This window comes from Pseudomonas sp. Au-Pse12 (genome assembly GCF_021341665.1).
In the GTDB taxonomy this organism is placed as follows: domain Bacteria; phylum Pseudomonadota; class Gammaproteobacteria; order Pseudomonadales; family Pseudomonadaceae; genus Aquipseudomonas.
In genome coordinates this window covers 277,905-299,954 of the sequence record NZ_JAJTTH010000003.1, presented here as the reverse complement: position 1 = coordinate 299,954, position 22,050 = coordinate 277,905, and the positions used below count along the sequence as shown (strand labels likewise).

At 62.1% G+C, this 22,050-nt stretch carries 22 protein-coding genes; 14 read left to right on the top strand and 8 right to left on the bottom strand.

Features of this window, described 5'->3' with window-relative positions:
• The first annotated feature begins 15 nt into the window (after positions 1 to 15).
• The 8 genes from cobU (at position 16) to LXM55_RS09675 (ending at position 5,350) form a co-directional block, all read left to right on the top strand.
• Positions 16 to 537, top strand: coding sequence for a bifunctional adenosylcobinamide kinase/adenosylcobinamide-phosphate guanylyltransferase (gene cobU, locus LXM55_RS09705; RefSeq protein WP_233320185.1), 522 nt, complete (start codon positions 16 to 18; stop codon positions 535 to 537).
• Entirely contained in the window at positions 534 to 1,589 is a 1,056-nt protein-coding gene (cobT, locus tag LXM55_RS09700; protein WP_233320184.1) for a nicotinate-nucleotide--dimethylbenzimidazole phosphoribosyltransferase, read from the top strand. Before cobU ends, cobT begins: the two co-directional genes overlap by 4 nt.
• Entirely contained in the window at positions 1,586 to 2,161 is a 576-nt protein-coding gene (cobC, locus tag LXM55_RS09695) for an alpha-ribazole phosphatase family protein (RefSeq protein WP_233320183.1), read from the top strand. Before cobT ends, cobC begins: the two co-directional genes overlap by 4 nt.
• Before the next feature lies 1 nt (position 2,162).
• Complete coding sequence (locus LXM55_RS09690) at positions 2,163 to 2,894, top strand: adenosylcobinamide-GDP ribazoletransferase (protein WP_233320182.1); 732 nt, start codon at positions 2,163 to 2,165, stop codon at positions 2,892 to 2,894.
• Positions 2,895 to 2,964: 70 nt separating this feature from the next.
• A complete protein-coding gene (locus tag LXM55_RS09685) occupies positions 2,965 to 3,369 on the top strand; it encodes a MarR family winged helix-turn-helix transcriptional regulator (protein ID WP_073857857.1) in 405 nt (134 codons plus the stop codon).
• 52 nt (positions 3,370 to 3,421) lie between these two features.
• Positions 3,422 to 4,624: an MFS transporter gene (locus LXM55_RS09680; RefSeq protein WP_442799749.1), complete on the top strand. Its 1,203-nt coding sequence runs from the start codon at positions 3,422 to 3,424 to the stop codon at positions 4,622 to 4,624.
• A complete protein-coding gene (locus LXM55_RS32425) occupies positions 4,621 to 4,743 on the top strand; it encodes a hypothetical protein (protein ID WP_267924200.1) in 123 nt (40 codons plus the stop codon). The genes LXM55_RS09680 and LXM55_RS32425 overlap by 4 nt, the downstream gene beginning before the upstream one ends.
• Positions 4,744 to 4,798: 55 nt before the next feature.
• A complete protein-coding gene (locus LXM55_RS09675; protein ID WP_233320181.1) occupies positions 4,799 to 5,350 on the top strand; it encodes a glutathione peroxidase in 552 nt (183 codons plus the stop codon).
• 76 nt (positions 5,351 to 5,426) lie between these two features.
• On the opposite strand, the gene LXM55_RS09670 is transcribed toward LXM55_RS09675, so the two are convergent.
• The 3 genes from LXM55_RS09670 to LXM55_RS09660 all read right to left on the bottom strand — a co-directional run bounded on the left by LXM55_RS09670 (position 5,427) and on the right by LXM55_RS09660 (position 7,830).
• Positions 5,427 to 6,707, bottom strand: a complete 1,281-nt coding sequence (locus LXM55_RS09670) for an OmpP1/FadL family transporter (protein ID WP_233320180.1) — start codon at positions 6,705 to 6,707, stop codon at positions 5,427 to 5,429.
• Positions 6,708 to 6,851: 144 nt separating this feature from the next.
• Positions 6,852 to 7,334, bottom strand: a complete 483-nt coding sequence (locus LXM55_RS09665; RefSeq protein WP_047288436.1) for a hypothetical protein — start codon at positions 7,332 to 7,334, stop codon at positions 6,852 to 6,854.
• Positions 7,335 to 7,605: 271 nt separating this feature from the next.
• A complete protein-coding gene (locus LXM55_RS09660; RefSeq protein WP_025127035.1) occupies positions 7,606 to 7,830 on the bottom strand; it encodes a hypothetical protein in 225 nt (74 codons plus the stop codon).
• A gap of 879 nt (positions 7,831 to 8,709) precedes the next feature.
• On the opposite strand from LXM55_RS09660, the gene LXM55_RS09655 reads away from it, so the two are divergent.
• Both LXM55_RS09655 and rmuC read left to right on the top strand, forming a co-directional pair.
• A complete protein-coding gene (locus LXM55_RS09655; RefSeq protein WP_233320179.1) occupies positions 8,710 to 9,033 on the top strand; it encodes a sel1 repeat family protein in 324 nt (107 codons plus the stop codon).
• Between the two features lie 175 nt (positions 9,034 to 9,208).
• Complete coding sequence (gene rmuC, locus LXM55_RS09650; RefSeq protein WP_233320508.1) at positions 9,209 to 10,576, top strand: DNA recombination protein RmuC; 1,368 nt, start codon at positions 9,209 to 9,211, stop codon at positions 10,574 to 10,576.
• Between the two features lie 15 nt (positions 10,577 to 10,591).
• Here the strand turns inward: rmuC and LXM55_RS09645 are convergent, their stop codons facing one another.
• Both LXM55_RS09645 and LXM55_RS09640 read right to left on the bottom strand, forming a co-directional pair.
• The gene (locus LXM55_RS09645; RefSeq protein ID WP_233320178.1) at positions 10,592 to 14,065 is read right to left on the bottom strand and encodes a hybrid sensor histidine kinase/response regulator; all 3,474 of its coding nucleotides are present in this window, start codon (positions 14,063 to 14,065) and stop codon (positions 10,592 to 10,594) included.
• 134 nt (positions 14,066 to 14,199) lie between these two features.
• Positions 14,200 to 14,745 (bottom strand): TetR/AcrR family transcriptional regulator, encoded by a 546-nt coding sequence (locus LXM55_RS09640; RefSeq protein ID WP_233320177.1) that lies wholly within the window; start codon positions 14,743 to 14,745, stop codon positions 14,200 to 14,202.
• A gap of 92 nt (positions 14,746 to 14,837) precedes the next feature.
• On the opposite strand from LXM55_RS09640, the gene LXM55_RS09635 reads away from it, so the two are divergent.
• The 4 genes from LXM55_RS09635 (at position 14,838) to LXM55_RS09625 (ending at position 19,496) form a co-directional block, all read left to right on the top strand.
• Entirely contained in the window at positions 14,838 to 16,043 is a 1,206-nt protein-coding gene (locus LXM55_RS09635; protein ID WP_233320176.1) for an MFS transporter, read from the top strand.
• 104 nt (positions 16,044 to 16,147) lie between these two features.
• Positions 16,148 to 16,279, top strand: coding sequence for a hypothetical protein (locus tag LXM55_RS32420; protein WP_267924342.1), 132 nt, complete (start codon positions 16,148 to 16,150; stop codon positions 16,277 to 16,279).
• Positions 16,280 to 16,386: 107 nt separating this feature from the next.
• Positions 16,387 to 17,538 carry a TDT family transporter gene (locus LXM55_RS09630; RefSeq protein WP_233320175.1) on the top strand — a complete coding sequence of 384 codons (1,152 nt, stop codon included), beginning with the start codon at positions 16,387 to 16,389 and terminating at the stop codon, positions 17,536 to 17,538.
• 83 nt (positions 17,539 to 17,621) lie between these two features.
• A complete protein-coding gene (locus LXM55_RS09625; RefSeq protein WP_233320174.1) occupies positions 17,622 to 19,496 on the top strand; it encodes an MFS transporter in 1,875 nt (624 codons plus the stop codon).
• Positions 19,497 to 19,557: 61 nt separating this feature from the next.
• Here LXM55_RS09625 and sugE read toward each other — a convergent pair whose 3' ends face one another.
• The 3 genes from sugE to rdgC all read right to left on the bottom strand — a co-directional run bounded on the left by sugE (position 19,558) and on the right by rdgC (position 21,954).
• The gene (sugE, locus tag LXM55_RS09620) at positions 19,558 to 19,875 is read right to left on the bottom strand and encodes a quaternary ammonium compound efflux SMR transporter SugE (RefSeq protein ID WP_011062672.1); all 318 of its coding nucleotides are present in this window, start codon (positions 19,873 to 19,875) and stop codon (positions 19,558 to 19,560) included.
• Between the two features lie 117 nt (positions 19,876 to 19,992).
• On the bottom strand, positions 19,993 to 20,958 hold the full coding sequence (locus LXM55_RS09615; protein WP_233320173.1) for a bile acid:sodium symporter family protein: 966 nt from the start codon (positions 20,956 to 20,958) through the stop codon (positions 19,993 to 19,995).
• 75 nt (positions 20,959 to 21,033) lie between these two features.
• Positions 21,034 to 21,954: a recombination-associated protein RdgC gene (gene rdgC, locus LXM55_RS09610; RefSeq protein ID WP_016967448.1), complete on the bottom strand. Its 921-nt coding sequence runs from the start codon at positions 21,952 to 21,954 to the stop codon at positions 21,034 to 21,036.
• Positions 21,955 to 22,050 lie beyond the last annotated feature (96 nt).

Sequence of the window (22,050 nt, the reverse complement as noted above, 5' to 3'; positions counted from 1 at the left end):
CAAAGGTGCTCAAGCATGTTGCAACTGATCCTCGGCGGTGCGCGTTCCGGCAAGAGCCGACTGGCTGAAAAGCTCGCCGGCGACAGCGCCCTGGCGGTGACCTATATCGCCACCAGCCAGCCTCTGGACGGCGAGATGAACCAACGCATTGCCCATCATCGCGAGCGTCGTCCGGCGCACTGGGGGTTGATCGAAGAGCCAGTGGAATTGGCTCGGGTGCTGCAACAGGCCGCCGGCGAGGGGCGCTGCCTGCTGGTGGACTGCCTGACCCTGTGGCTGACCAACCTGCTGATGCTCGAGGACGCCGAGCGCCTGGCCGCTGAGCGCGATGCCTTGTTGCAGTGTGTGGCGACGCTGCCGGGGGAAATCATTTTTGTCAGCAACGAAACCGGAATGGGTGTCGTGCCGCTGGGCGAATTGACTCGCCGCTATGTGGATGAAGCCGGTTGGCTGCATCAAGCCCTGGCCGAGCGTTGTCTGCGCGTGGTGCTGACGGTCGCTGGCCTGCCCCTGACTTTGAAAGGAACTGCGTTATGAGTAACTCCTGGTGGCTGAACCCGTGCAAGGCAATCGATGCATCGATGGTGGAGCAAGCGCTGGCACGGCAGCAGCAACTGACCAAGCCGGCCGGCTCTCTCGGCCGGCTGGAGCCGCTGGCGGTGCGTCTGGCGGGCCTGCAAGGTCGGCTCAAGCCGGGTATCGAACGGCTGTGGGTCACGATCTTCGCCGGCGATCACGGGGTGGTGGCCGAGGGGGTTTCCGCCTACCCGCAGGAAGTCACCGGGCAGATGCTGCTGAACTTCGTTAGTGGTGGCGCGGCCATCAGTGTGCTGGCCCGGCAACTGCAGGCGCAGCTGGAAGTGGTGGACCTGGGCACGGTGACGCCAGGCTTGAACCTGCCGGGAGTGCGCCACCTGAACCTGGGGGCCGGCACGCAGAACTTTGTCAAGGGGGCGGCCATGACCCGCGCCCAGGGCGAACAGGCCCTGCAAGCCGGTCGTGACAGTGCGTTGCGCGCCCAGGCCGACGGCGCCCAGTTGTTCATCGGCGGTGAGATGGGTATCGGTAATACCACAGCGGCCAGCGCCATTGCCTGTGCCTTGCTGGGTATTGCGGCGGCGCAACTGGCCGGGCCGGGCACAGGCCTGAATGCCGACGGGGTCAATCACAAGGCGCAGGTCATCGAGCGTGCCCTGGTCCTGCATGGCGCTTCTCGTGGCGACGCCCTGCAAACCCTGTTCAATCTGGGCGGCTTTGAAGTGGCGGCGCTGGTGGGGGCTTACTTGGCCTGTGCCCAGGAAGGCATCGCGGTGCTGGTGGACGGCTTCATCTGCAGCGTCGCGGCCCTGGTCGCGGTGCGCCTGAATCCGGCCTGCGCGCCCTGGTTGCTGTTTGCCCACCAGGGCGCCGAACCCGGGCATCGGCATGTACTGCAGACGCTGCACGCGGAACCCTTGCTGGACCTCGGTCTGCGCCTGGGCGAAGGCAGTGGCGCCGCGTTGGCCGTGCCGTTGCTGCGGCTGGCCTGTGACCTGCACGGGCAGATGGCGACGTTTGCCGAGGCCGCCGTGGCGGATCGCCCGGCATGACCTTGCGCCTGGAGCTCTTGCGTCATGGCGAAACCGAACTGGGCGGCGGCTTGCGCGGCAGCCTGGACGATGCGCTGACCGCAAAGGGCTGGCAGCAGATGCGTGATGCGGTGCAGGGGCGTGGGCCCTGGGATCGGGTACTGAGCTCGCCGTTGCAGCGCTGCGCGCGTTTTGCCGAGGAGCTGGCGGGGCAATTGCAGTTGCCGCTGAGCCTTGAGCCTGATCTGCAAGAGCTGCACTTTGGCGCCTGGGAAGGGCAGAGCGCTGCGGCGCTGATGGAATCCGACGCTGACGATCTGGGACGTTTCTGGGCCGACCCCTATGGTTTCACACCGCCTGGCGGTGAGCCGGTGGAGCAGTTTTCCCGGCGTGTGCTGGGGGCGATCGAGCGCGTGTACCGGACCTGTGCCGGGCAGCGCGTGCTGCTGGTCAGTCATGGCGGCGTGATGCGCCTGCTGCTGGCCCGGGCGCGTGGGCTGCCGCGAGAGCAGCTGTTGAATGTCGAAGTGGGCCATGGCGCGCTGTTCAGGCTGAAAGTCGCCGCTGAAGGCCAGATGAGCGAGGAAGGCTGAAATGTTGCCGTTCTGGATTGCCCTGCAGTTTCTCAGCAGCCTGCCGATCCGCCTTCCGGGCATGCCCCGGCCTGAAGAGCTGGGCCGCTCCTTGCTGTTCTATCCGCTGGTGGGCTTGCTGTTCGGCGTATTGCTGTGGGGGCTGAATGCCTTGCTCGCTGGCGTGCCCTTGCTGGTGCACGCGGCACTGCTGCTGACTGCCTGGGTCTTGCTCAGCGGCGGCTTGCACCTGGATGGTCTGGCGGACAGCGCTGATGCCTGGCTGGGCGGTTTTGGCGACCGTGAACGGACCCTGAGCATCATGAAGGACCCCCGTAGCGGAGCGATTGCGGTGGTGACCCTGGTGCTGGTGCTGGTGCTCAAGTTCAGCGCGCTGGTGGCGCTGATTGAACAGCAACGGGGCTTTGCTTTGCTGCTGGCGCCGCTGATCGGGCGTGCGGCACTGCTCGGGTTGTTTCTCTGCACACCTTATGTACGCGCCGGCGGGCTGGGGCAGGCGCTGGCCGATCATCTGCCGCGTGTGACGGGGCGGCAAGTGCTGGGCTTGAGCGTGCTGGCCTGTTTGCTGCTGGGCGGTTACAGCGGCCTATGGGCGGTGCTGCTGGCCACCGTGCTGTTCTTCTGGCTGCGGCAAGTGATGATGCGGCGCCTGGGCGGCACCACCGGAGATACAGCCGGGGCGCTGCTAGAGTTGCTGGAAACTGTCGTATTGCTTGGGCTGGTGCTGTTTTGAGCGGAGCATCGTCGTGACGATTGTTCGGAAAAATCTTGCCTTGGAATAATCGCGGGTATATACACGCACCATGCTTCCCTCTCAGTGTTTGTGCACCAACCTGCGGCGTGCCGCTCGCGGCGTCAGCAGGTACTACGACGGCGCCCTCGACGGCTTCGGCATCAACGTTGCCCAGTATTCCTTGCTGAACAATCTGTTGCGTCTCGATCAGCCGAGCATTTCCAGCCTGGCGGAAGCCATGGGCCTGGATCGCAGTACGCTGGGGCGCAATGTGCGGGTCCTCGAGGCTGCGGGGCTGGTACGCCTGCAGGAAGGCGACGATCAGCGTAACCGGTTGGTGCTGTTGACCGAGGCCGGGCATGAGCGGCTGGTTGCGGCCTTGCCCGCCTGGGAAGCAGCCCAGCAGCGCTTGATTGATCGCCTGGGTGTAGAGAAGCGTGAAACCTTGTTGGCCTTGCTGAACGAGCTCGCCTGACGGTGCTTCGTTCGACTACAAGCGGGTATATACCCGCAACTGGAGAATAAAAATGTCATCGATGTGGCGCACCAGCGGCTGGGTCCTTCTCGGCAGCGCATTGATCCTGGCGCTGTCGCTGGGTGTTCGGCACGGTTTCGGTCTGTTCCTGCCGCCCATGAGTGCGCAGTTTGGTTGGGGACGCGAGGTGTTCGCCTTCGCCATTGCCCTGCAGAACCTGATCTGGGGGCTGGCCCAGCCTTTTACCGGGGCCTTGGCCGATCGCTTTGGCGCCGCCAAGGTGGTGTTGATCGGTGGCGTGCTGTACGCAATCGGGCTGGTGTTCATGGGGCTCTCGGACTCGGCCTTGACGTTGTCCCTGAGCGCCGGCTTGCTGATCGGCATCGGTTTGTCGGGCACTTCTTTCTCGGTAATCCTCGGTGTTGTCGGCCGGGCTCTGCCAGCGGAGAAGCGCAGCATGGGCATGGGGATCGCCAGCGCGGCCGGCTCTTTTGGCCAGTTCGCCATGCTTCCCGGGACCCTGGGCCTGATCGGCTGGCTGGGCTGGTCGACGGCGTTGCTGGTGCTGGGCTTGCTGGTGGCTTTGATCGTGCCGTTGGTGAGCATGCTCAAGGACAAGCCGTTGCCGGTGCTGGGGCATGAGCAGAGCCTCACGGAGGCCCTGCGGGAAGCCTGTTCCCATTCGGGATTCTGGCTGCTGGCATTCGGCTTTTTTGTCTGCGGCTTCCAGGTGGTGTTCATTGGCGTACACCTGCCGGCGTACCTGGTGGATCAGCATCTGCCAGCAACCGTCGGCACGACGGTGCTGGCACTGATTGGCCTGTTCAATATCTTCGGCACCTATACCGCCGGCTGGTTGGGTGGGCGGATGTCCAAACCGCGTCTGCTCACGGCCCTGTATCTGCTGCGGGCGGTGGTGATCGGGCTGTTCCTGTGGCTGCCGGTGACTCAGACCAGCGCCTATCTGTTTGGCATGGCCATGGGCTTTCTCTGGCTGTCTACCGTGCCCTTGACCAACGGCACGGTGGCGACCCTGTTTGGCGTGCGCAACCTGTCGATGCTGGGTGGTATTGTTTTCCTGTTCCACCAACTGGGGTCTTTCCTTGGCGGCTGGCTGGGGGGCGTGGTGTATGACCGTACCGGGAGTTACGACTTGATCTGGCAGGTGGCTATTCTCCTCAGTCTGCTGGCTGCGGCCCTCAACTGGCCGGTGCGTGAGCGTCCAGTCGCGCGTTTGCAGGCCAGTGCGGCATGAAGCGTTTTTTGTGGTCCGGTGTTGGCCTGCTCATTGGCGTTCTGCTGTTGCTGCTGGCGTGGTGGGGCTGGCATCGAGGTGGGCTGGCGCTGATGCAGTTGGGCATGGGCGCTTGCTAGCCGGTCGAGGGGGCGAGTAACGTCGTAACCCGACATTTCGACAAGGATTCTGGACATGGCTATGCGCTGGTTTGCTGTTTCAGCTTTACTCGCAACCCTGGCCGGCCCGGCATGGGCGGCAGATTGCCCGGCGCTGTTGCAGGGTTCCTTGACCAAGCTGCACGCCAAGGAGTCCATCGAACTGTGCCAGCGCTTTGCCGGCAAGCCGCTGGTGGTGGTCAACACCGCCAGTTTCTGCGGCTTCGCGCCGCAGTTCAAAGGCCTTGAGGCGCTCTACCAGCATTACCGCGAGCAAGGGCTGGAAGTGTTGGGCGTGCCCTCCAATGACTTTAAGCAAGAGTCCAGGGATGGCGCGGAAACCGCCAAGGTCTGCTACGTCAATTACGGTGTGACCTTCACCATGACCGAGCCGCAGAAGGTGCGTGGGGCGGATGCCGTGCATCTGTTCAAGGTGCTGGCGCAGCAGAGCAGCGCGCCGAAGTGGAATTTCTACAAGTACGTGGTGGATCGCCAAGGCAATGTGGTTGCCAGCTTTTCCAGCCTGACCAAGCCGGATAACCCGGAATTCATCGAAGCGGTGGAGAAGGCGTTGGCGTCGAAGCCTTGAGCCAGCACCCATTGCCCATAAAAAACCCGCAAGTGCGGGTTTTTTATGGGCTTGAAGCTAGGCGATCTACCGTTCGTTAGAACTTGTAGGTAGCGCCCAGGCCGTAGCCCCACGCGCTGTTCTGGTAGGTGGCGCTGTAAGCGTTGCCCTTGCCAGTTCTGTTGACGTTGACGTCTTCTTCCTTGAGGTAGGAAACCGCCAGGTCCAGGGTCAGGTCATCAGTCGGGCTGTAGCCGGCACCGAAGCTGATGGCCTTACGGTCACCGGTAGGAATACGTACGGAACGATCGGTGTTGTTGGTTGGTGCCTGGTCAACCGAGAGGCCGCTGCGCAGAACCCACTCTTTGTTGACCTTGTAGGAAACACCAATCGCCGAGGCCCAGGTATCGTGCCAGTTCTGTGGCTCGGAAATGGTGCCGATCGGACCGGCAGAGCCACCGAGCAGGGCTGGAACGCCTTGGTTGTTCACGGTGATGTCTTTCAGGCGGCTCCAGCGAGTCCAGGTGCTACCTGCGTAGACGGTCCACTGGTCATCCAGTTTCTGGGTGACCGAGAAGTCGACGACTTCCGGGGTGGTGATGTCCAGCGAGGCATCGTAGCGGCCGCCGTTGAACGGACCGAAGCCCGGGCCGGCGATGTCGGTGTGGCCGTCCAGCTTGTACTTGACCTTCGAGTGGTAGGTCAGGCCCAGGCGAGTGGTTTCGGTAGGCTGGACGATGATGCCGACGTTGTAGCCGATGGCTGTGTCGTCACCCTTGATCTTCACGCTGCCGTCATTGCGGCCGAAGAGTGCAGGGTTTGGAAACGGGGTCGCGGAAGTCAGTTCACCGCTCAGGCGGTTGATGGTCGGGCCAAAACCGATCGATACCATGTCGTTGAAGGCATAGCTGACGGTGGGTTGCAGGGTAATGACCTTGACTACGCTCTTGTCGCCGTAATAACGGCTGGCAGAGGTGGACTCATAGTTGGTAACCAGGCCGAAAGGGGCGTAGGCGCCCAGACCCAATGCCCAGCCGTTGCCCAGTTGTTTGACGAAGAAACCCATAGGAACGCTGGTGAATGGAACCATGTCGCCATCGCTGGTGCCGCCGGGAGGGCCACCCTTGACGTTTTTCAGGTTGGTCTTGGCGTCGATTGCTGCTACCCCGACAGTCACTTGGTCGCGTTTCAGCAGGGACATGCCGGCAGGGTTACCGTAAACAGTGCTGGCATCTTCGGCAGAAGAAGAACGACCCGCGAAGCCGGTACCCATGCCGCTGATGCTTTGTTCGTTAAGAGCAAAACCGCTGGCAAAGAGTTGGGTAGAGGCAAGTGCAACCGCGAGACTGATGGTGGATTTGAGCATTACTTTTTTCATTATTAGAACTCCTGGTGATCACCGAGGCGAAAATTACCAACATTTCAGTCTCGGCGCTATAGGCTGCAACAGTTGATTTAGGTGCATTTTGTAGGACAATCCGACCAAAATCGGCTTCTTTCTCCGATTTTGTAAAAGTCGTTGTCAGCAGGCGACCTGGTTTAACGGTGCGATACAGGTTTGCCAGGCGCAGGCGAAATCTCTTAGACGTCCTTGTGGTTGGAAGGTCTTCCTCCAGATGCGGGCCATGCCGAGCAGATCGTCGGCGGCAGGGAGCGGGGTGTGTTGTTCTTCTACCAGTAGCCAGGCGATGGCCGTGGCGTAGCGCAGATTGACGGTCAGCTCCAAGTGCGGCCCGCTGAGGAATGCATGCTGGCTGGCCAGCCCGCGCACCAGGCTGGCGCGTTCCGGATCCAGGGCCAGGTACTGGTCCCAGAGCGCCTGGTGGCGCAGTTCGGTAATGCGGTACAGGCCGTGGCCGCGACGGTCGTGCAGGGCCGAACCCAGTGCCGATTGGCTGGCGGCAATGCCCAGCAACAAGGCTTCAGCGGTTTTGCTATGGCTGCCCAGGTACATCAACGTCGGGCGTATCACATAGCGGCACAACTCGCTGGCGGCGATACCCATAAACCCCTCGAACAGTGTGATGGCCGGCGAAACCTGACGGGAGCTTGGCAGCAAAAAGGATCAGGTTTGCCGGAAGCGGTTCGGGCCGCTTGAGTTGAAGTTTAGTGTCATATCTGTGCTGTAAAGGACTGTTTTTAAAATATTTCCGTCCTCTAGTTATAAGCGTTATATCGATTGGGACTTTGTTCTGTCGGGCAAACAGGTAAATCACGGGCAATAAAAAGCCCCGCGATCAGGCGAGGCTTTTCAGGGTTTTCAGCGGCTTGGCGTCTCAGGCAACAAGGGCCTGGCGCGTACGCTCGATCACTGCTTGCAGTGGTTCGGCGCTGGAGTACTGGTCGGGATACAGGCGCTCGCTGTGACGGGCGATTCCATGTTCGTTGACCAGGGTGAAGCTGAAGCAGCCTTTGCGAGTGGCCATGATCAGGCAGTTCAAAGGTGCAAAAGCGTGGGTTAGGGTGCGAATGGCATCCTGAGTCTGGATTTGAGTAGACATAATTATTAGGTGTTCCTACAAATGACACGGTTAAGAACCGTGCAACGTTAAAACGTTCCAGTAACGTCGACCACTATTGGTCAAACGAAGAACCCGACTGGAACAAAGCAGCCAGTTGCAGCGCTTTAATTAAGTTGCGCTAGGGCTGGCAGGTAGGTACTTAGGAGGGCAGGCAACACAGCAGGGGCAAAGGTTCTGGGCCCAGGGTGGAGATCCTGATCAATTTGCAGGTTGGTTCGGTCAGAGTAAATAACCCGATCACTGCCTTTGAATTCGTTTCAAGGGCGGTATCTGTACGAGTCTTACCTGGAAACCAGCGAGGTGGTCGGTCCTTGGTGTTCGACGTTGTGCTCGCTTGGAGACGCTGTCGGTGGGACTTGTTCGACCAGAATTGACTTTCAGCTTGGTACTAACGGCGAGGATTCTATTGAGTTGAACGAGATAATGCAAGTGTGCTAGGAAATTTATTCGCGGCGAAGAGAAACGCTCCAATGTCCTGTGTGTAACCTTCGACATTGTGGCGTGTACGAAAACACGGCGTTACCGGCGCTAATCTGCGCAAGGTTGTGCACACTTGTTGTGCAGCATGTCACCCCGGTGTCACCTTCCCCGAGGCCTGCCCCTTAGCCTGTCTTGAGAATTTAAGTCAATGATAAACATCGCTTTTTTTTACTGGTGAAAAAATCGTCAGTTTGACTGCAGGGCCCGTCTCACGCGGCTTTGGGAGGGTTGTGGAGGGGTTGTCCACTGAGTTATCCACAGCTTCTGTGGATTGTCCCAAGCGCTTGCTCTAGCACGGGCGTGCTGGCTCTTCTGGACTTTACCCGGGCGAAAAAAGGAGTAGAGTGGCGCGCCTTCCGATCTGCCCCACAGTGCTTTATGAAGTTTCGCTCAGTATCACCCTCTGTTACCTCTACCCCTGCCAGTGTTACCGAACCCAAGCGGTTCTCCCTGCGTGTTGCCCTCTGGCTGCTGGACAATCCGCGCCTGGGCCACAACCCCAACATCAAGCATTTTGCCGGTCGCCTGCTCAAGCAGCCGGCCCGGGAAGGTGTAGTGGCCGCGCAAAGTCGCCTGGGCCAATTGATGTGCCGTGAGTGCGGCAATGCCCGCGACCGTCGCATTGGTCAGGACCTGCTGCGGCAGGCGGCCCGTGCCGGCGACCGCCGTGCGCAACGGGAGTTGGGCCAGATCGAAGACTGAGCTGTCCAACATCCGGTGGCTTGGTTAACCTTCATTTCTTCTTTTTACCGCAGGAATCGCTATGGCTATGGACTTGACCAGCTTGCTGCTTGGCCTGGCGGGAGCGGCGCTGCCGCTGTTGGCGCTGGCCTGGCAACTGCAGCGTCGTGCCAGTTCCAGCCAGAGTGACCTGAGCCTGCTGGAAGAGCGCCTGGCCACCGCCCAACTGGCCCAGGAGGGGCTGACGGCGCAGTTGGACGCCAGCCGCGATGAAGTCAGCGACCTGAGCCAGGCCAATGCCCTCAAGCAGGCAGAACTGGCGGCCTTGCGCCGCGAGGTCGAGCTGCTGCAGATAGAACGGGACAATGCCCGTGATGCCGCCCACGCCTGGAACCTGGAGCGCGCAGCCAAGGAGAACGAGTTGCGCCGGCTGGATGCCCAGGCGGCATCCTTGAATGCCGAGCTGCGCGAGCAGCAGGAAAGCCACCAGCAGCGTCTGACCGACCTGCAGGGCTCGCGCGATGAGTTGCGGGCCCAGTTCGCCGAGCTGGCGGGCAAGATCTTCGATGAGCGCGAACAGCGTTTCGCCGAGACCAGCCAGCAGCGGCTCGGGCAGTTGCTGGACCCGCTGAAGGAACGTATCCAGTCTTTCGAGAAACGCGTCGAGGAAAGCTATCAGGCCGAGGCTCGGGAGCGCTTCTCCCTGGCCAAGGAACTGGAGCGCCTGCAACAGTTGAACCTGCGTTTGAGTGACGAAGCCACCAACCTGACTCGCGCGCTCAAAGGCCAGAAGACCCAAGGCAACTGGGGTGAGCTGATTCTTGAGCGGGTGCTGGAGCACGCCGGCCTGGAGAAGGGCCGCGAGTATCAGACTCAGGTCAGCCTCAAGGGGCCGGACGGCGAGCGTTTCCAGCCCGATGTCTTGATCATGCTGCCCGGCGACAAGCAGGTCGTGGTGGATTCCAAGGTCAGCCTCACCGCTTACCAGCAATATGTCGGCAGCGATGACCCACAGGTCGCCCAGGCAGCCCTGAAGCAGCATGTACTGTCCCTGCGCAATCATGTCAAAGGCCTGGCCGGCAAGGACTACAAGCGTCTTGAGGGGTTGCACAGCCTCGACTTCGTGCTGCTGTTCGTGCCCATCGAAGCGGCGTTTTCCGCGGCGCTGCAGGCCGAGCCCAATCTGTTCCAGGAAGCCTTCGACCGGCATATCGTGATTGTCAGCCCGACCACCTTGTTGGCTACGCTGCGGGTGATCGACAGCTTGTGGAAGCAGGAACGGCAGAGCCAGAACGCCCGGGAAATCGCCGAGCGCGCCGGCTGGCTGTACGACAAGTTCGTGCTGTTTATCCAGGACCTGGATGAGGTCGGCAATCGCTTGCAGCAGTTGGACAAGGCCTACGCCGCGGCACGCAACAAGCTGACCGAAGGGCGCGGCAATCTGGTCAGCCGCAGCGAACAGCTCAAGCTGCTCGGCGCCCGAGCCAGCAAGAGCTTGCCGGCAGACTTGCTGGAGCGGGCCATGACCGACGCCGAAGGGCGTGAGCTGGAGCTGCCGGAGTAACTTGCCAAAGGGCCATTAGCCCAGGGGCAGGTGCCGGCTCAGCAGGGCACGCAACGCCGCGGGTTTCACCGGTTTGGCCAGATAGTCCAGGCCCGCCGCGTGAACCTGGGCGAGCATTTCAGGGCGCCCATCGGCGCTGATCACCACCCCCGGTACCGGTTCACCCAGTTGCGTGCGCAGCCAGGCCATGACTTCGGTTCCGGTTTCGCCATCGTCCAGGTGGTAGTCCACCAGGGCCAATTGCGGGCGAATGCCTTCCTTGAGCAGTGCCGCGCACTCCTCGCGGTTGCGCGCGGTCCAGACCTGGCAGCCCCAGCGGGTGAGCAGGCTGTTCATGCCAATCAGAATGCTGTCTTCATTGTCGACGCAGAGCACTTGCCCGCCGTTGAGGGATTGACCGTTGAGCTCGGCTGCCTTGCCTGGGGCGGCCACGCTGCTGCGGGCCAGGGGTACGCTGACGCTGAACACGCTGCCTTTGCCGGGCCAGGAGCGCACCTGCAGGGGGTGGCCGAGCACCCGGCACAGGCCATCGGCAATCGCCAGGCCCAGGCCCAGGCCCTTTTCGGCGCGGGTCTGATGGCTGTCCAGGCGCTTGAATTCCTCGAAGATCACCTGCTGTTTGTCCTGGGGGATGCCCGGTCCTCGGTCCCAGACTTCCAGGCTCAATGAGTCGCCGCGACGGCGCACTCCGAGCAGCACCGGCCCCTTGGCGTAGCGGAAGGCGTTGGTCAGGAAATTCTGCAGCACCCGGCGCAGCAGCTTGCTGTCGCTGTCGATGCGCAGGTGGCTGCCGCGCACTCGGAATTGCAGGCCCTGTTCCTGAGCCAGGGCCTTGAATTCGGCGCCCAGGGTGTCGAACAGTTCGTTGAGGGCGAAGGGCTTGCGGTCCGGGGTGATCTTGCCGTTTTCCAGGCGCGAAATGTCCAGCAGGTCGCTGATCAGGTCCTCGGCCGAGCGCAGGGAACTGTCCAGGTGCTGGACCAACTGCTGGGCTTCGGCGGACAGGCCATCGTCCTGATGGGACAGGGCGGCGGAGAATAGGCGGGCGGCGTTCAGGGGCTGCATCAGGTCGTGGCTGACGGCCGCCAGAAAGCGTGTTTTCGACTGGTTGGCCGCTTCCGCCGTGCCTTTGGCCTCGGTCAGCGCGGCGTTGAGCTGCGACAGCTCGTGGGTCCGTTCGGCGACCCGTTGCTCCAGGCCTTCATTGGCTTCGGTGAGCGCCTGTTCGGCTTCGCGGAACGGGGTGATGTCGGTGAAACTCATGACGAAGCCGCCCCCGGGCATCGGGTTGCCGATCAGCTCGATGACCCGGCCATTGGGGAACAGCCGCTCGGAGGTATGGGCCCGGCCCTGGCGCATCCAGTGCAGGCGCCGGGCCACGTGGACTTCCGCTTCGCCGGGGCCGCACAGGCCGCGTTCGGCATTGTGGCGAATGATGTCGGCAATCGGCCGGCCGACGCTGATCAGGCCTTCGGGATAATTGAACAGTTCCAGATAGCGGCGGTTCCAGGCCACCAGTTTGAGCGACTGGTCGACCACGCTGATGCCCTGGGTAATGTTTTCAATCGCCCCTTGCAACAGGGCGCGGTTGAACTGCAGCACCTCGGACGCTTCGTCGGCGATGCGCACCACGTCCTCGAGTTGCATCTCCCGGCCTTCAATGGCGGCCTTGACCACCGCGCGGGTCGAGGAGGCGCCGAGTACGCCGGCCAGCAGGCGTTCGGTGTGGGCGATCCATTCGCCGTCGGCGTTCTGGTTCGGGTTGAACCCCTTGCCCTGGCGGTAGGCGAAGCGGATGAAGCTCTGGCGTGCGCGTTCCTCGCCGACAAAGCGTGCGGCGAGCTTCAGCAGGTCGTCGATCTGTACCGCCAGCATCGAACGGGAGCTGAGGCGGCCGGTGATTTCCTGGCCGATGAAACGCCCGGCCTGCCAGTGCTCGGAGACCCGGGTACGCGATAGCACCGAGACCCAGGCGAACAGGGTGAAGTTGCCGGCCAGGGACAGCACCACGCCCTGGGTCAGCGGGGTGATTGGCAGGTTCAGCGGGTTGCCGTGCAGCCAGGCCAGGCCGGGGAAGCTGCTCAGCGACCAGCCCATGCTATGGGCGGCGATGGGCAGGATCAGGGTGTAGAACCAGATGAAGGTGCCGGCCGCCAGGCCGGCGAATACACCGCGGCGGTTGGCCTGCTTCCAGTACAGCGCGCCAAGCATGGCCGGTGCCAGTTGGGTCACGGCGGCGAAGGCAATCTGGCCGATGGTGGCCAGGCTGGCGGTGGAGCCCAGCAGGCGATAGCTGACGTAGGCCAGCAGCAGAATGGCGACGATGCTGACCCGGCGTACCGAGAGCATCCAGTGGCGGAACACCTCGAAAGGTCGCTCGGCGTTTTTGCGGCGCAACAGCCAGGGCAGCAGCATGTCGTTGGAAACCATGGTCGACAGCGCCACGGCAGCGACGATCACCATGCCGGTCGCCGCCGAGGCGCCGCCGATGAATGCCAGCAGGGCCAGGGCCGGATGGGCCTGGGCCAGGGGCAGGCTGATGACGAAGGAGTCCGGCAATACGCTGCTGGGTAGGAGCATCTGCCCGGCCAGGGCAATGGGCACCACGAAGAGTGCGGCCAGGGCCAGGTAGGCGGGGAATACCCACTTGGCCAGGCGCAGGTCCTGGGGCTCGATGTTCTCGACCACGGTGACATGGAACTGTCGGGGCAGGCAGATGATCGCCATCATTGCCACCCCGGTCTGCACCACCATCGACGGCCAGTTGATGGTTTCCTTCCAGTACTGCTCCAGGCGGGGCGCGAGCATGGCCTGGTTGAACAGGTCGTCGAAGCCGTCATAGAGGCCAAACGTGACGAAGGCGCCGACGGCCAGAAAAGCAAACAGCTTGACCAGGGATTCGAAGGCAATCGCCAGCACCATGCCCCGGTGGTGCTCGGTGGCGTCGAGGTTGCGGGTACCGAAGACGATGGTGAACAAGGCCAGGATCAGCGACACGATCAGGGCGGTGTCCTGGGCACGGGTGCCCATGGCGTCGGCTCCGGCACCGATCAGCAGGTTGACCCCGAGCACGATGCCCTTGAGCTGCAGGGCGATGTAGGGCAGCACGCCCACCAGGCAGATCAGCGCCACCACCACCGCCAGGGACTGGGACTTGCCGTAGCGGGCGGCAATGAAGTCGGCGATCGAGGTGATGTTCTCCTGCTTGCTGATCATCACCATCTTCTGCAGCACCCAGGGGGCGAACACCAGCAGCAGGATCGGGCCGAGGTAGATCGGCAGGAAGGCCCAGAGTTGCTCGGCGGCCTGGCCGACTGCGCCGAAAAAGGTCCAGCTGGTGCAATAGACGGCCAGCGACAGGCTGTATACCCAGGCCCTTACCCGCGGTGGAAGCGGCGCGCTGCGACGGTCACCGTAGAAGGCGATGGCGAACATGATGGCCATATAGGCCAGGGCAACGGCGGCAATCAGCCCGCTGGACAACGACATGGAAACTCCACAACAAAGACGCCGGGCACCTCAGCCCGGCTCGACAGTCTGGCACGATGTTGGATTGGCGTCAGTGTCGACCAAGGTATCAGCGCGGCCTGATGTCGCAGGCCGGGGCGAGGGCTGGGAAAGAGCTACGGCCGCAGAGCGATCTCGATCAGTTCATGCAGTTCCTGCACCGGCAGCGGCGCGGCGGAAAACAGGATGCGGAACACCGTGGGCGCGACCAGCAGGTTCAGCAGGCGGTCGATGTCCGGCAGTGTTTCCTGCTGGTCCTGATAGCGCGCAATGATGCACTGCAACTGCGCGCTGAGGATGCTCACGCAGTAGCCCGGGGTCGCGCTGCATTGCACGTCACGCATCATGTTGCGCCCGGGCTCCGAGCTCATTTCATCCAGGTACTGTTCGGCCCAGGCTTGCAGGTCGCCGCGCAGGCTGCCGGTCGTGGCCGGCTCGGTATCCGGGCGCATGCGTTGCAGGGCGACATCGGCCAGCAGTGCCGACAGATCGCCCCAGCGACGATAGATGGTCGACGGGGTGACGCCGGCGCGGGCGGCGATCTGCGGCACGGTCAGGGTCGAGCGTTCCTGTTCTTCGAGGAGCTCGCGGACCGCCGTATGAATGGATTCCTGGACCCGGGCGCTACGGCCGCCAGGGCGCAAACCTTCTTTGATAGCCATGGGGCGGCACCTTAACACAAAGAATTTGCTTTAAGCGTTAGCCAGTCGCACACTGCGCAAAAGCAAAATATTAGCTTTAGTGGAGCGTGCTTATGCCCGGTGCTATCGATACTTGCGTGTCCAGGCGTCGCCGCCTGGTGTTTCTGGCCATTACCTTGCTGACTTTCCTGGCTGCTTCCAGCGTGCCGACTCCGTTGTATCACCTGTATCAGGAAGCCATGCATTTCTCCCCGGCGGTGCTGACCCTGGTGTTCGGGGTCTATGCCATGAGCCTGTTGGCGGCTTTGCTGACTGTGGGCTCGCTGTCGGATTACCTGGGGCGCCGACCGGTGATTTTTGTCGCTCTGGTCCTGAATATCCTGGCGATGCTGCTGTTCATCAATGAAAGCGGAGTGCCGTGGCTGATTGCCGCGCGGGTGATGCAAGGCTTTGCCACCGGCATGGCCACCAGTGTGCTGGGCGCCGCCTTGTTGGATACGGACCGTCAGCAGGGGCCGTTGATCAATAGCGTTGCGCCACTGCTGGGCATGGCGTTTGGCGCGTTGGGCGCCAGCTTGCTGGTGGAGTTCGCGCCCTTGCCGCTGCAGTTGAGCTACTGGCTGCTGCTCGGCGTGTTCGTGGCCCAGGCTCTGTATGTCTGGCGCTTGCCGGAAAGCGTCAGCCCGCAACCCGGTGCCTGGGCGTCGCTGAAGCCCACGTTGCATGTCCCGCCGCAAGCACGGCGGGCGTTGTGGCTGGCATTGCCGGTGGATGTGGCGGTGTGGGCGGTGGGCGGCTTTTATCTGTCGCTGGCGCCATCCCTGGTGCGTGCCGCTACCGGTTCCACCTCGAACCTGGTCGGCGGTGCCCTGGTGGCGGTGCTGACACTCAGTGGGGCGCTGATGATTTTTTCCCTGCGCCAGCGTCCCGCAGACAAGGTGCTGCGTCTGGGGGCCGGATTGCTGGCGCTGGGGATGCTGCTGATTCTTGGCGCGGTACACAGTGCCAGCCTGCTGCTGTTTTTCGTGGGCACCCTGGTGCTGGGCAGCGGCTTTGGCGCCGGTTTCCTGGGGGCGTTGCGCAGCGTCGTGCCCCTGGCCTTGCCCCATGAGCGTGCGGGCCTGATGTCGGCCTTTTACGTGTTGAGCTATCTGGCCTTTTGCCTGCCGGCGCTGCTGGCAGGCAACTTGACTCGCAGCTTTGGCCTGATTGCCACTACTGATGGTTATGGCGCAGTGCTGATCCTCTTGGCCCTGGGGGCCTTGCGGGTCCTGGTGCGCCAGCGTCCGGTCCTGGCTTGTGGGGCGCCTGGGCACTGAGCCCGGTGTTTCAAGGGCGCCGGTACTGTGCCCGGTAAGCCGAAGGGGAGAGGTGCAACACCGCGGTGAAATGCTGGCGTATCGACAGGGGCCGGCAAAACCCGATGCCTGGGCTGGAGCAGGTGCTGCTGCTGGAGGTGGACGATATCTTCCATGCCGGTGTGGGTACCGAGCATGTGGCCCGCTCCCTGGGGGTTGCCCGGGTCTTGGTGATCGAGTTCTGGAGCCGTGTTTAGCTGCTTATCTGAGAAATAGATAACAGATAGAGAAATTACCCGTTATATAGATATTCGTTTAGGTTCTACCCTGTTCTCTACCTCACCGGAGGACAGGAGACACGACCATGACATGCCCCAATAGCGTTAAAACCGGCCACTGGCCATTGAGCCATCTGCCGCACCCCCTCGAAGCCATTCGCCAGTTCACCCCCAACTGGTTCGCCGCCACCATGGGCACCGGAGTGCTGGCCCTGGCCCTGGCTCAGTGGCCCGCCGAGGTTCGCGGCTTGCACCAAGTGGCAGAAGGCTTCTGGTGGCTGACCATCGCCTTGTTCCTGCTGTTTACCGCGATGTATACCGCGCGCTGGGTGCTGTTCTTCGATGAGGCACGGCGGATTTTCGGCCACTCCACGGTCTCGATGTTTTTCGGCACCATTCCCATGGGCCTGGCGACCATCATCAATGGCTTGCTGCTGTTCGGCCTTCCCCGTTGGGGCGATGGGGTGGTGGCGTTCGCGCAAGTGCTGTGGTGGCTGGACGTAGCCATGTCCCTGGCGTGCGGGGTGCTGATTCCCTACATGATGTTCACTCGCCAGGAGCACAGCATTGACCAGATGACCGCCGTCTGGCTGTTGCCGGTCGTCGCGGCAGAGGTGGCGGCGGCCAGTGGCGGCCTGCTGGCGCCCCATCTGCAGGATGCCCATGGGCAATTGGTGATGCTCAGCACCAGCTATGTGCTGTGGGCGTTCTCGCTGCCGGTGGCGTTCAGCATCCTGACCATCCTGTTGCTGCGCATGGCGTTGCACAAACTGCCCCATGAAAGCATGGCGGCTTCGAGCTGGCTGGCCTTGGGGCCGATCGGCACCGGTGCCCTGGGCATGCTGGTGCTGGGGGGCGATGCGCCGGCGATTTTTGCCGCCAATGGCCTGCCGGGCGTCGGTGAAATTGCTGCCGGCCTGGGGCTGGTGGCCGGTCTTACACTCTGGGGCTTCGGCCTGTGGTGGATGCTGATGGCCGTGCTGGTCACTCGTCGTTATCTGCGCGAAGGCATTCCCTTCAACCTCGGCTGGTGGGGTTTCACCTTCCCGCTGGGGGTGTACTCGCTGGCTACCCTGAAACTGGGCAGTACCTTGCACCTGGGGTTCTTCAGTGTGTTTGGCGCCGTGCTGGTGGCGGCGTTGGCGGTGATGTGGCTGATCGTGGCCAAGCGCACGGTGCAGGGCGCCTATAAAGGAGAGTTGTTTGTCTCGCCGTGCATTGCGGGCTTACGGAAATAATCGGCAAAGATAGGTAAGGTTGTGGCCTGGATCGATATTCGACATTCCAATAACAGTATCCACGCCACTCAGGGACATGGACGATGAGTCACCCTTCGCAGTTCACCTTGCTTCGCAAGCGGCGGTTCCTGCCGTTTTTCATCACGCAATCCCTTGGTGCCTTCAACGACAACATTTTCAAGCAGTCGCTGATCCTGGCCATTCTCTACAAGTTGAGCATCGAGGGTGACCGGTCGATCTGGGTCAACCTCTGCGCCCTGTTGTTCATCCTGCCGTTCTTCCTGTTTTCTGCCCTGGCCGGGCAGTTTGGCGAGAAGTTCGCCAAGGATTCGCTGATCCGCCTGATCAAGCTCGGGGAGATCGGGATCATGGTGCTGGGGGCGGTGGGCTTTGCCTTCGATCACCTCTCGCTGATGCTGGTGGCACTGTTTGCCATGGGCACCCACTCGGCGCTGTTCGGCCCGGTGAAGTATTCGATCCTGCCCCAGGCCTTGCGTGAAGAGGAGCTGGTGGGCGGCAACGGCCTGGTGGAAATGGGCACGTTCCTTGCGATCCTGGCAGGCACCATTGGTGCCGGGATCATGATGTCTTCGGCGCATTACGCGCCGATCGTCTCCAGCGCCATGATCGGCGTGGCGGTGCTGGGCTATCTGGCCAGCCGGGCCATTCCGCGAGCGGCCGCTGCGACCCCGGAGATGCGCCTGAATTGGAATATCTTCAGTCAGTCCTGGGCCACCTTGCGCCTGGGCCTGGGGCAGACCCCGGCGGTGTCGCGCTCGATTGTCGGCAACTCCTGGTTCTGGTTCGTCGGCGCCATCTACCTGACGCAGATTCCGGCTTACGCCAAGGAATGGATGCACGGTGACGAGACCGTGGTAACCCTGATCCTCACCGTGTTCTCGGTGGGGATTGCGCTGGGCTCGATGCTCTGCGAGAAGCTTTCGGGGCGCAAAGTGGAGATCGGCCTGGTGCCGTTCGGCTCTTTTGGCCTGACGGTGTTCGGTCTGCTGCTGTGGTGGCATTCCGGCAGTATCCCGGAAAGTGCCACGGGGCATGGCTGGCTTGAGGTGCTGGGCTTTGCCCATGCCTGGTGGGTGCTGTTCGACGTTCTGGGCCTGGGGGTCTTTGGCGGCTTCTATATAGTGCCGCTGTATGCCCTGATCCAGTCCCGTACCCCGGAGAACGAGCGGGCCCGGGTAATTGCCGCCAACAACATCCTCAATGCGCTGTTCATGGTGGTGTCGGCGATTGTCTCCATCGTGATGCTGAGCATGGTGCAACTGACCATTCCCCATCTGTTCCTGGTGGTGTCGCTGCTCAACATCGCGGTCAACGTGTACATCTTCAAGGTGGTGCCCGAGTTCAGCATGCGTTTCATGATCTGGCTGCTCAGCCACTCCATGTACCGTGTCGAGCACCGCAACCTGGAGCAGATCCCCGATGAAGGGGCCGCTCTGCTGGTGTGCAACCACGTGTCCTTTGTCGATGCATTGCTGATTGGTGGCGCGGTGCGTCGGCCGATTCGCTTCGTCATGTACTACAAGATCTACAACCTGCCGGTGTTGAACTTCATCTTCCGTACCGCCGGGACCATTCCCATTGCCGGCCGGCATGAAGACCTGCAGATCTATGAAAAAGCTTTCCAGCGCATTGCCCAGTACCTGCGCGACGGAGAACTGGTGTGCATTTTTCCCGAGGGCAAGTTGACGGCTGATGGCGAGATCAATGAGTTCAAGAGCGGGCTGACACGGATTCTTGAGGAGACCCCGGTGCCGGTGATTCCCATGGCCCTGCAAGGCTTGTGGGGCAGTTTCTTCAGTCGCGATCCGAGCAAGGGTTTCTTTCATCGCATCTGGTCGCGAGTGACCCTGGTGGCCGGGCCTGCAGTGGCGGTGGAGGCGGCGGAGCCGGCGTACTTGCAGGCCCGGGTGGCGCAGCTGCGTGGCCCGCGGCGCTAGCATCTGCCAGATGCAAAAACGCCCGCACTGCTGCGGGCGTTTGCATTTCTGCGTGGGGCGGTCAGCTGGCGCTGACTTTCAAACCCACCAGTCCGGCAATGATCAGCGCCACGCTGACCAGGCGCACCAGCGCCATGGATTCGCCAAACAGGATGATGCCGGCAATCACCGTGCCGACGGCACCGACCCCGGTCCAGATGGCGTAGGCCGTGCCCAGGGGCAGTTCCTTCATCGCCAGCCCAAGCAAGCCAAGGCTGATGGCCATGGCGATGATGGTCAGGGCCGTGGGGAGTGGGCGGCTGAAGCCATCGGTGTATTTCAGGCCGACGGCCCAGCCCACTTCGAACAAGCCAGCAAAAAACAGAATGATCCAGGACATGCCTACCTCATCGGTTGATGGGGTCGTCCCCAGAATTGATCGCTCGAATGAGTCGCGAGGTCGTCCTCGCGATGCGCAGTATACTGCCCACTTTGCCGTGGGCGAGTATTTTTTGGCTCAGTCCTGTGCCTGCTGTGTTTCCAGTTTTTGCTCGGCGGGTTCGTCCATTCGCCGGAAGTAGGTCGAGAGCAGGGCTCCGGAAATGTTGTGCCAAACGCTGAACAAGGCGCTAGGCACCGCCGCCAGTGGTGAGAAATGGGCGCTGGCCAGGGCCGCTCCCAGGCCTGAGTTCTGCATGCCGACTTCCAGGGCCAAGGATTTACGTTGCGCCAGCGGCAGTTTGAACAGGCGTCCGGTGAAATAGCCCAAGAGGTAGCCGAAGCTGTTGTGCAGCATGACCACCGCCATGATCAGCAGGCCCGACTCGGCGATTTTCGCCTGGCTGGCGGCTACCACGGCAGTGACGATGATCACGATGCTCACCACTGAAACCAGCGGCAGTACTTCCACCGCATGCTGTACCCGACGTCCCAGCAGGCGCTGGGCAACCACTCCCAGGACGATCGGCAGCAGCACCACTTGCAGGATCGACCAGAACAGTTCCATGAAAGACACCGGCAGCCACGCCGAGGCCAGCAACCAGATCAACGCCGGGGTCAGCAGCGGGGCGAGCAGGGTGGTCACCGCGGCAATCGCTACTGACAGCGCCAGGTCGCCGCGGGCCAGCCAGGTCATGACGTTGGACGAGGTGCCGCTTGGGCAGCAGCCAACGAGAATCACCCCGACGGCGATTTCCGGCGGCAGGTGAAACACCTGGCAGAGTACCCAGGCGACTCCCGGCATGATCACGAAATGCGCCACGACCCCCAGGGCCACGCGCCAGGGGTGACGTGCCACTTCGGCGAAGTCTTCGAGTTTCAGGGTCAGGCCCATGCCGAACATCACCAGCCCCAGCAGCGGCACGATGGCGCCTTTGAGGCCGATGAACCAGCCGGGCTGGAAGAATGCCAGGACGGCGAAGATCAGTACCCAGTAAGCGAAGGTGTTGCCGACAAAGCGGCTGAGTGCAGCCAGTGCGCGCATGACCTGTTCCTTATTATGTGAAAACGCCACCGAAGGCGGTGGCGTCTAGTGCGGAGCGGCTAACCGGGCAAGGCGTCAGATGCCTTGCGGAATTTCCTCGCCGCCCAGGGCTTCGAACAGTGCCGGCAGGAAGTCACCGAAGGTCAGCATCATCAGGGTGAAGCTGGCGTCCTGTTGGCCGAGGGCTTCATCACCGCCGTCCTGTTCCGCCTGGTCCTGCAGCAGGTCTTCGAACTTCAGACGCTTGACCACCATCTTGTCGTCGAGCATGAAGGACAGCTTGTCCTGCCAGGCCAGGGACAGTTGAGTGACCACCTTGCCGGTGCTCAGGTGCAGCTGGATTTCCTCGCCGGTCAGGTCCTGGCGCTTGCAGCGCACAATGCCGCCATCTTCGTGGGTGTCGCGCAGCTCGCATTCGTCGAGCACGAAGAAGTCGTCGGCAGCTTTCTGTGTCTTGACCCAGTCGGTCATGATTGCGCTCGGGGCGATCTTCACGGTCAGCGGACGTACTGGCAGGGTGCCGAGGACTTCGCGCAGGGTGGAGAGCAGGTCTTCGGCGCGCTTCGGGCTGGCCGAGTTGACCAGGATCAGGCCTTGTTTCGGGGCGATAGCGGCGAAAGTTGAAGAGCGACGGATAAAGGCGCGGGGCAGGAAGGCCTGGATGATTTCATCCTTGATCTGGTCGCGTTCCTTCTTATAGACCTTGCGCATCTGTTCGGCTTCGATCTCTTCGACCTTTTCCTTCACGGCGTCGCGCACCACGCTGCCAGGCAGGATGCGTTCTTCCTTGCGCGCGGCCACCAGCATGAAGTCCTGGCTGACGTGAACCAGCGGGGCGTCTTCACCTTTGCCGAAAGGGGCGACGAAACCGTAAGTGGTCAACTCCTGGCTTGCACAGGGGCGCGCCAGTTTGGTCGCCAGTGCAGTTTCCAGCGCCTCAGCATCAAAAGGCAGATCTTGGGTCAGGCGATAGATCAGCAGGTTTTTGAACCACATGGGGTGAATCTCTCCTTTATACAAAGGAGGGCATTATTCTCTTCGCTGCTGCTCAGGCCAACCCTTCGCTAAGCCTTTGGAAGGCCTGAAAAAATT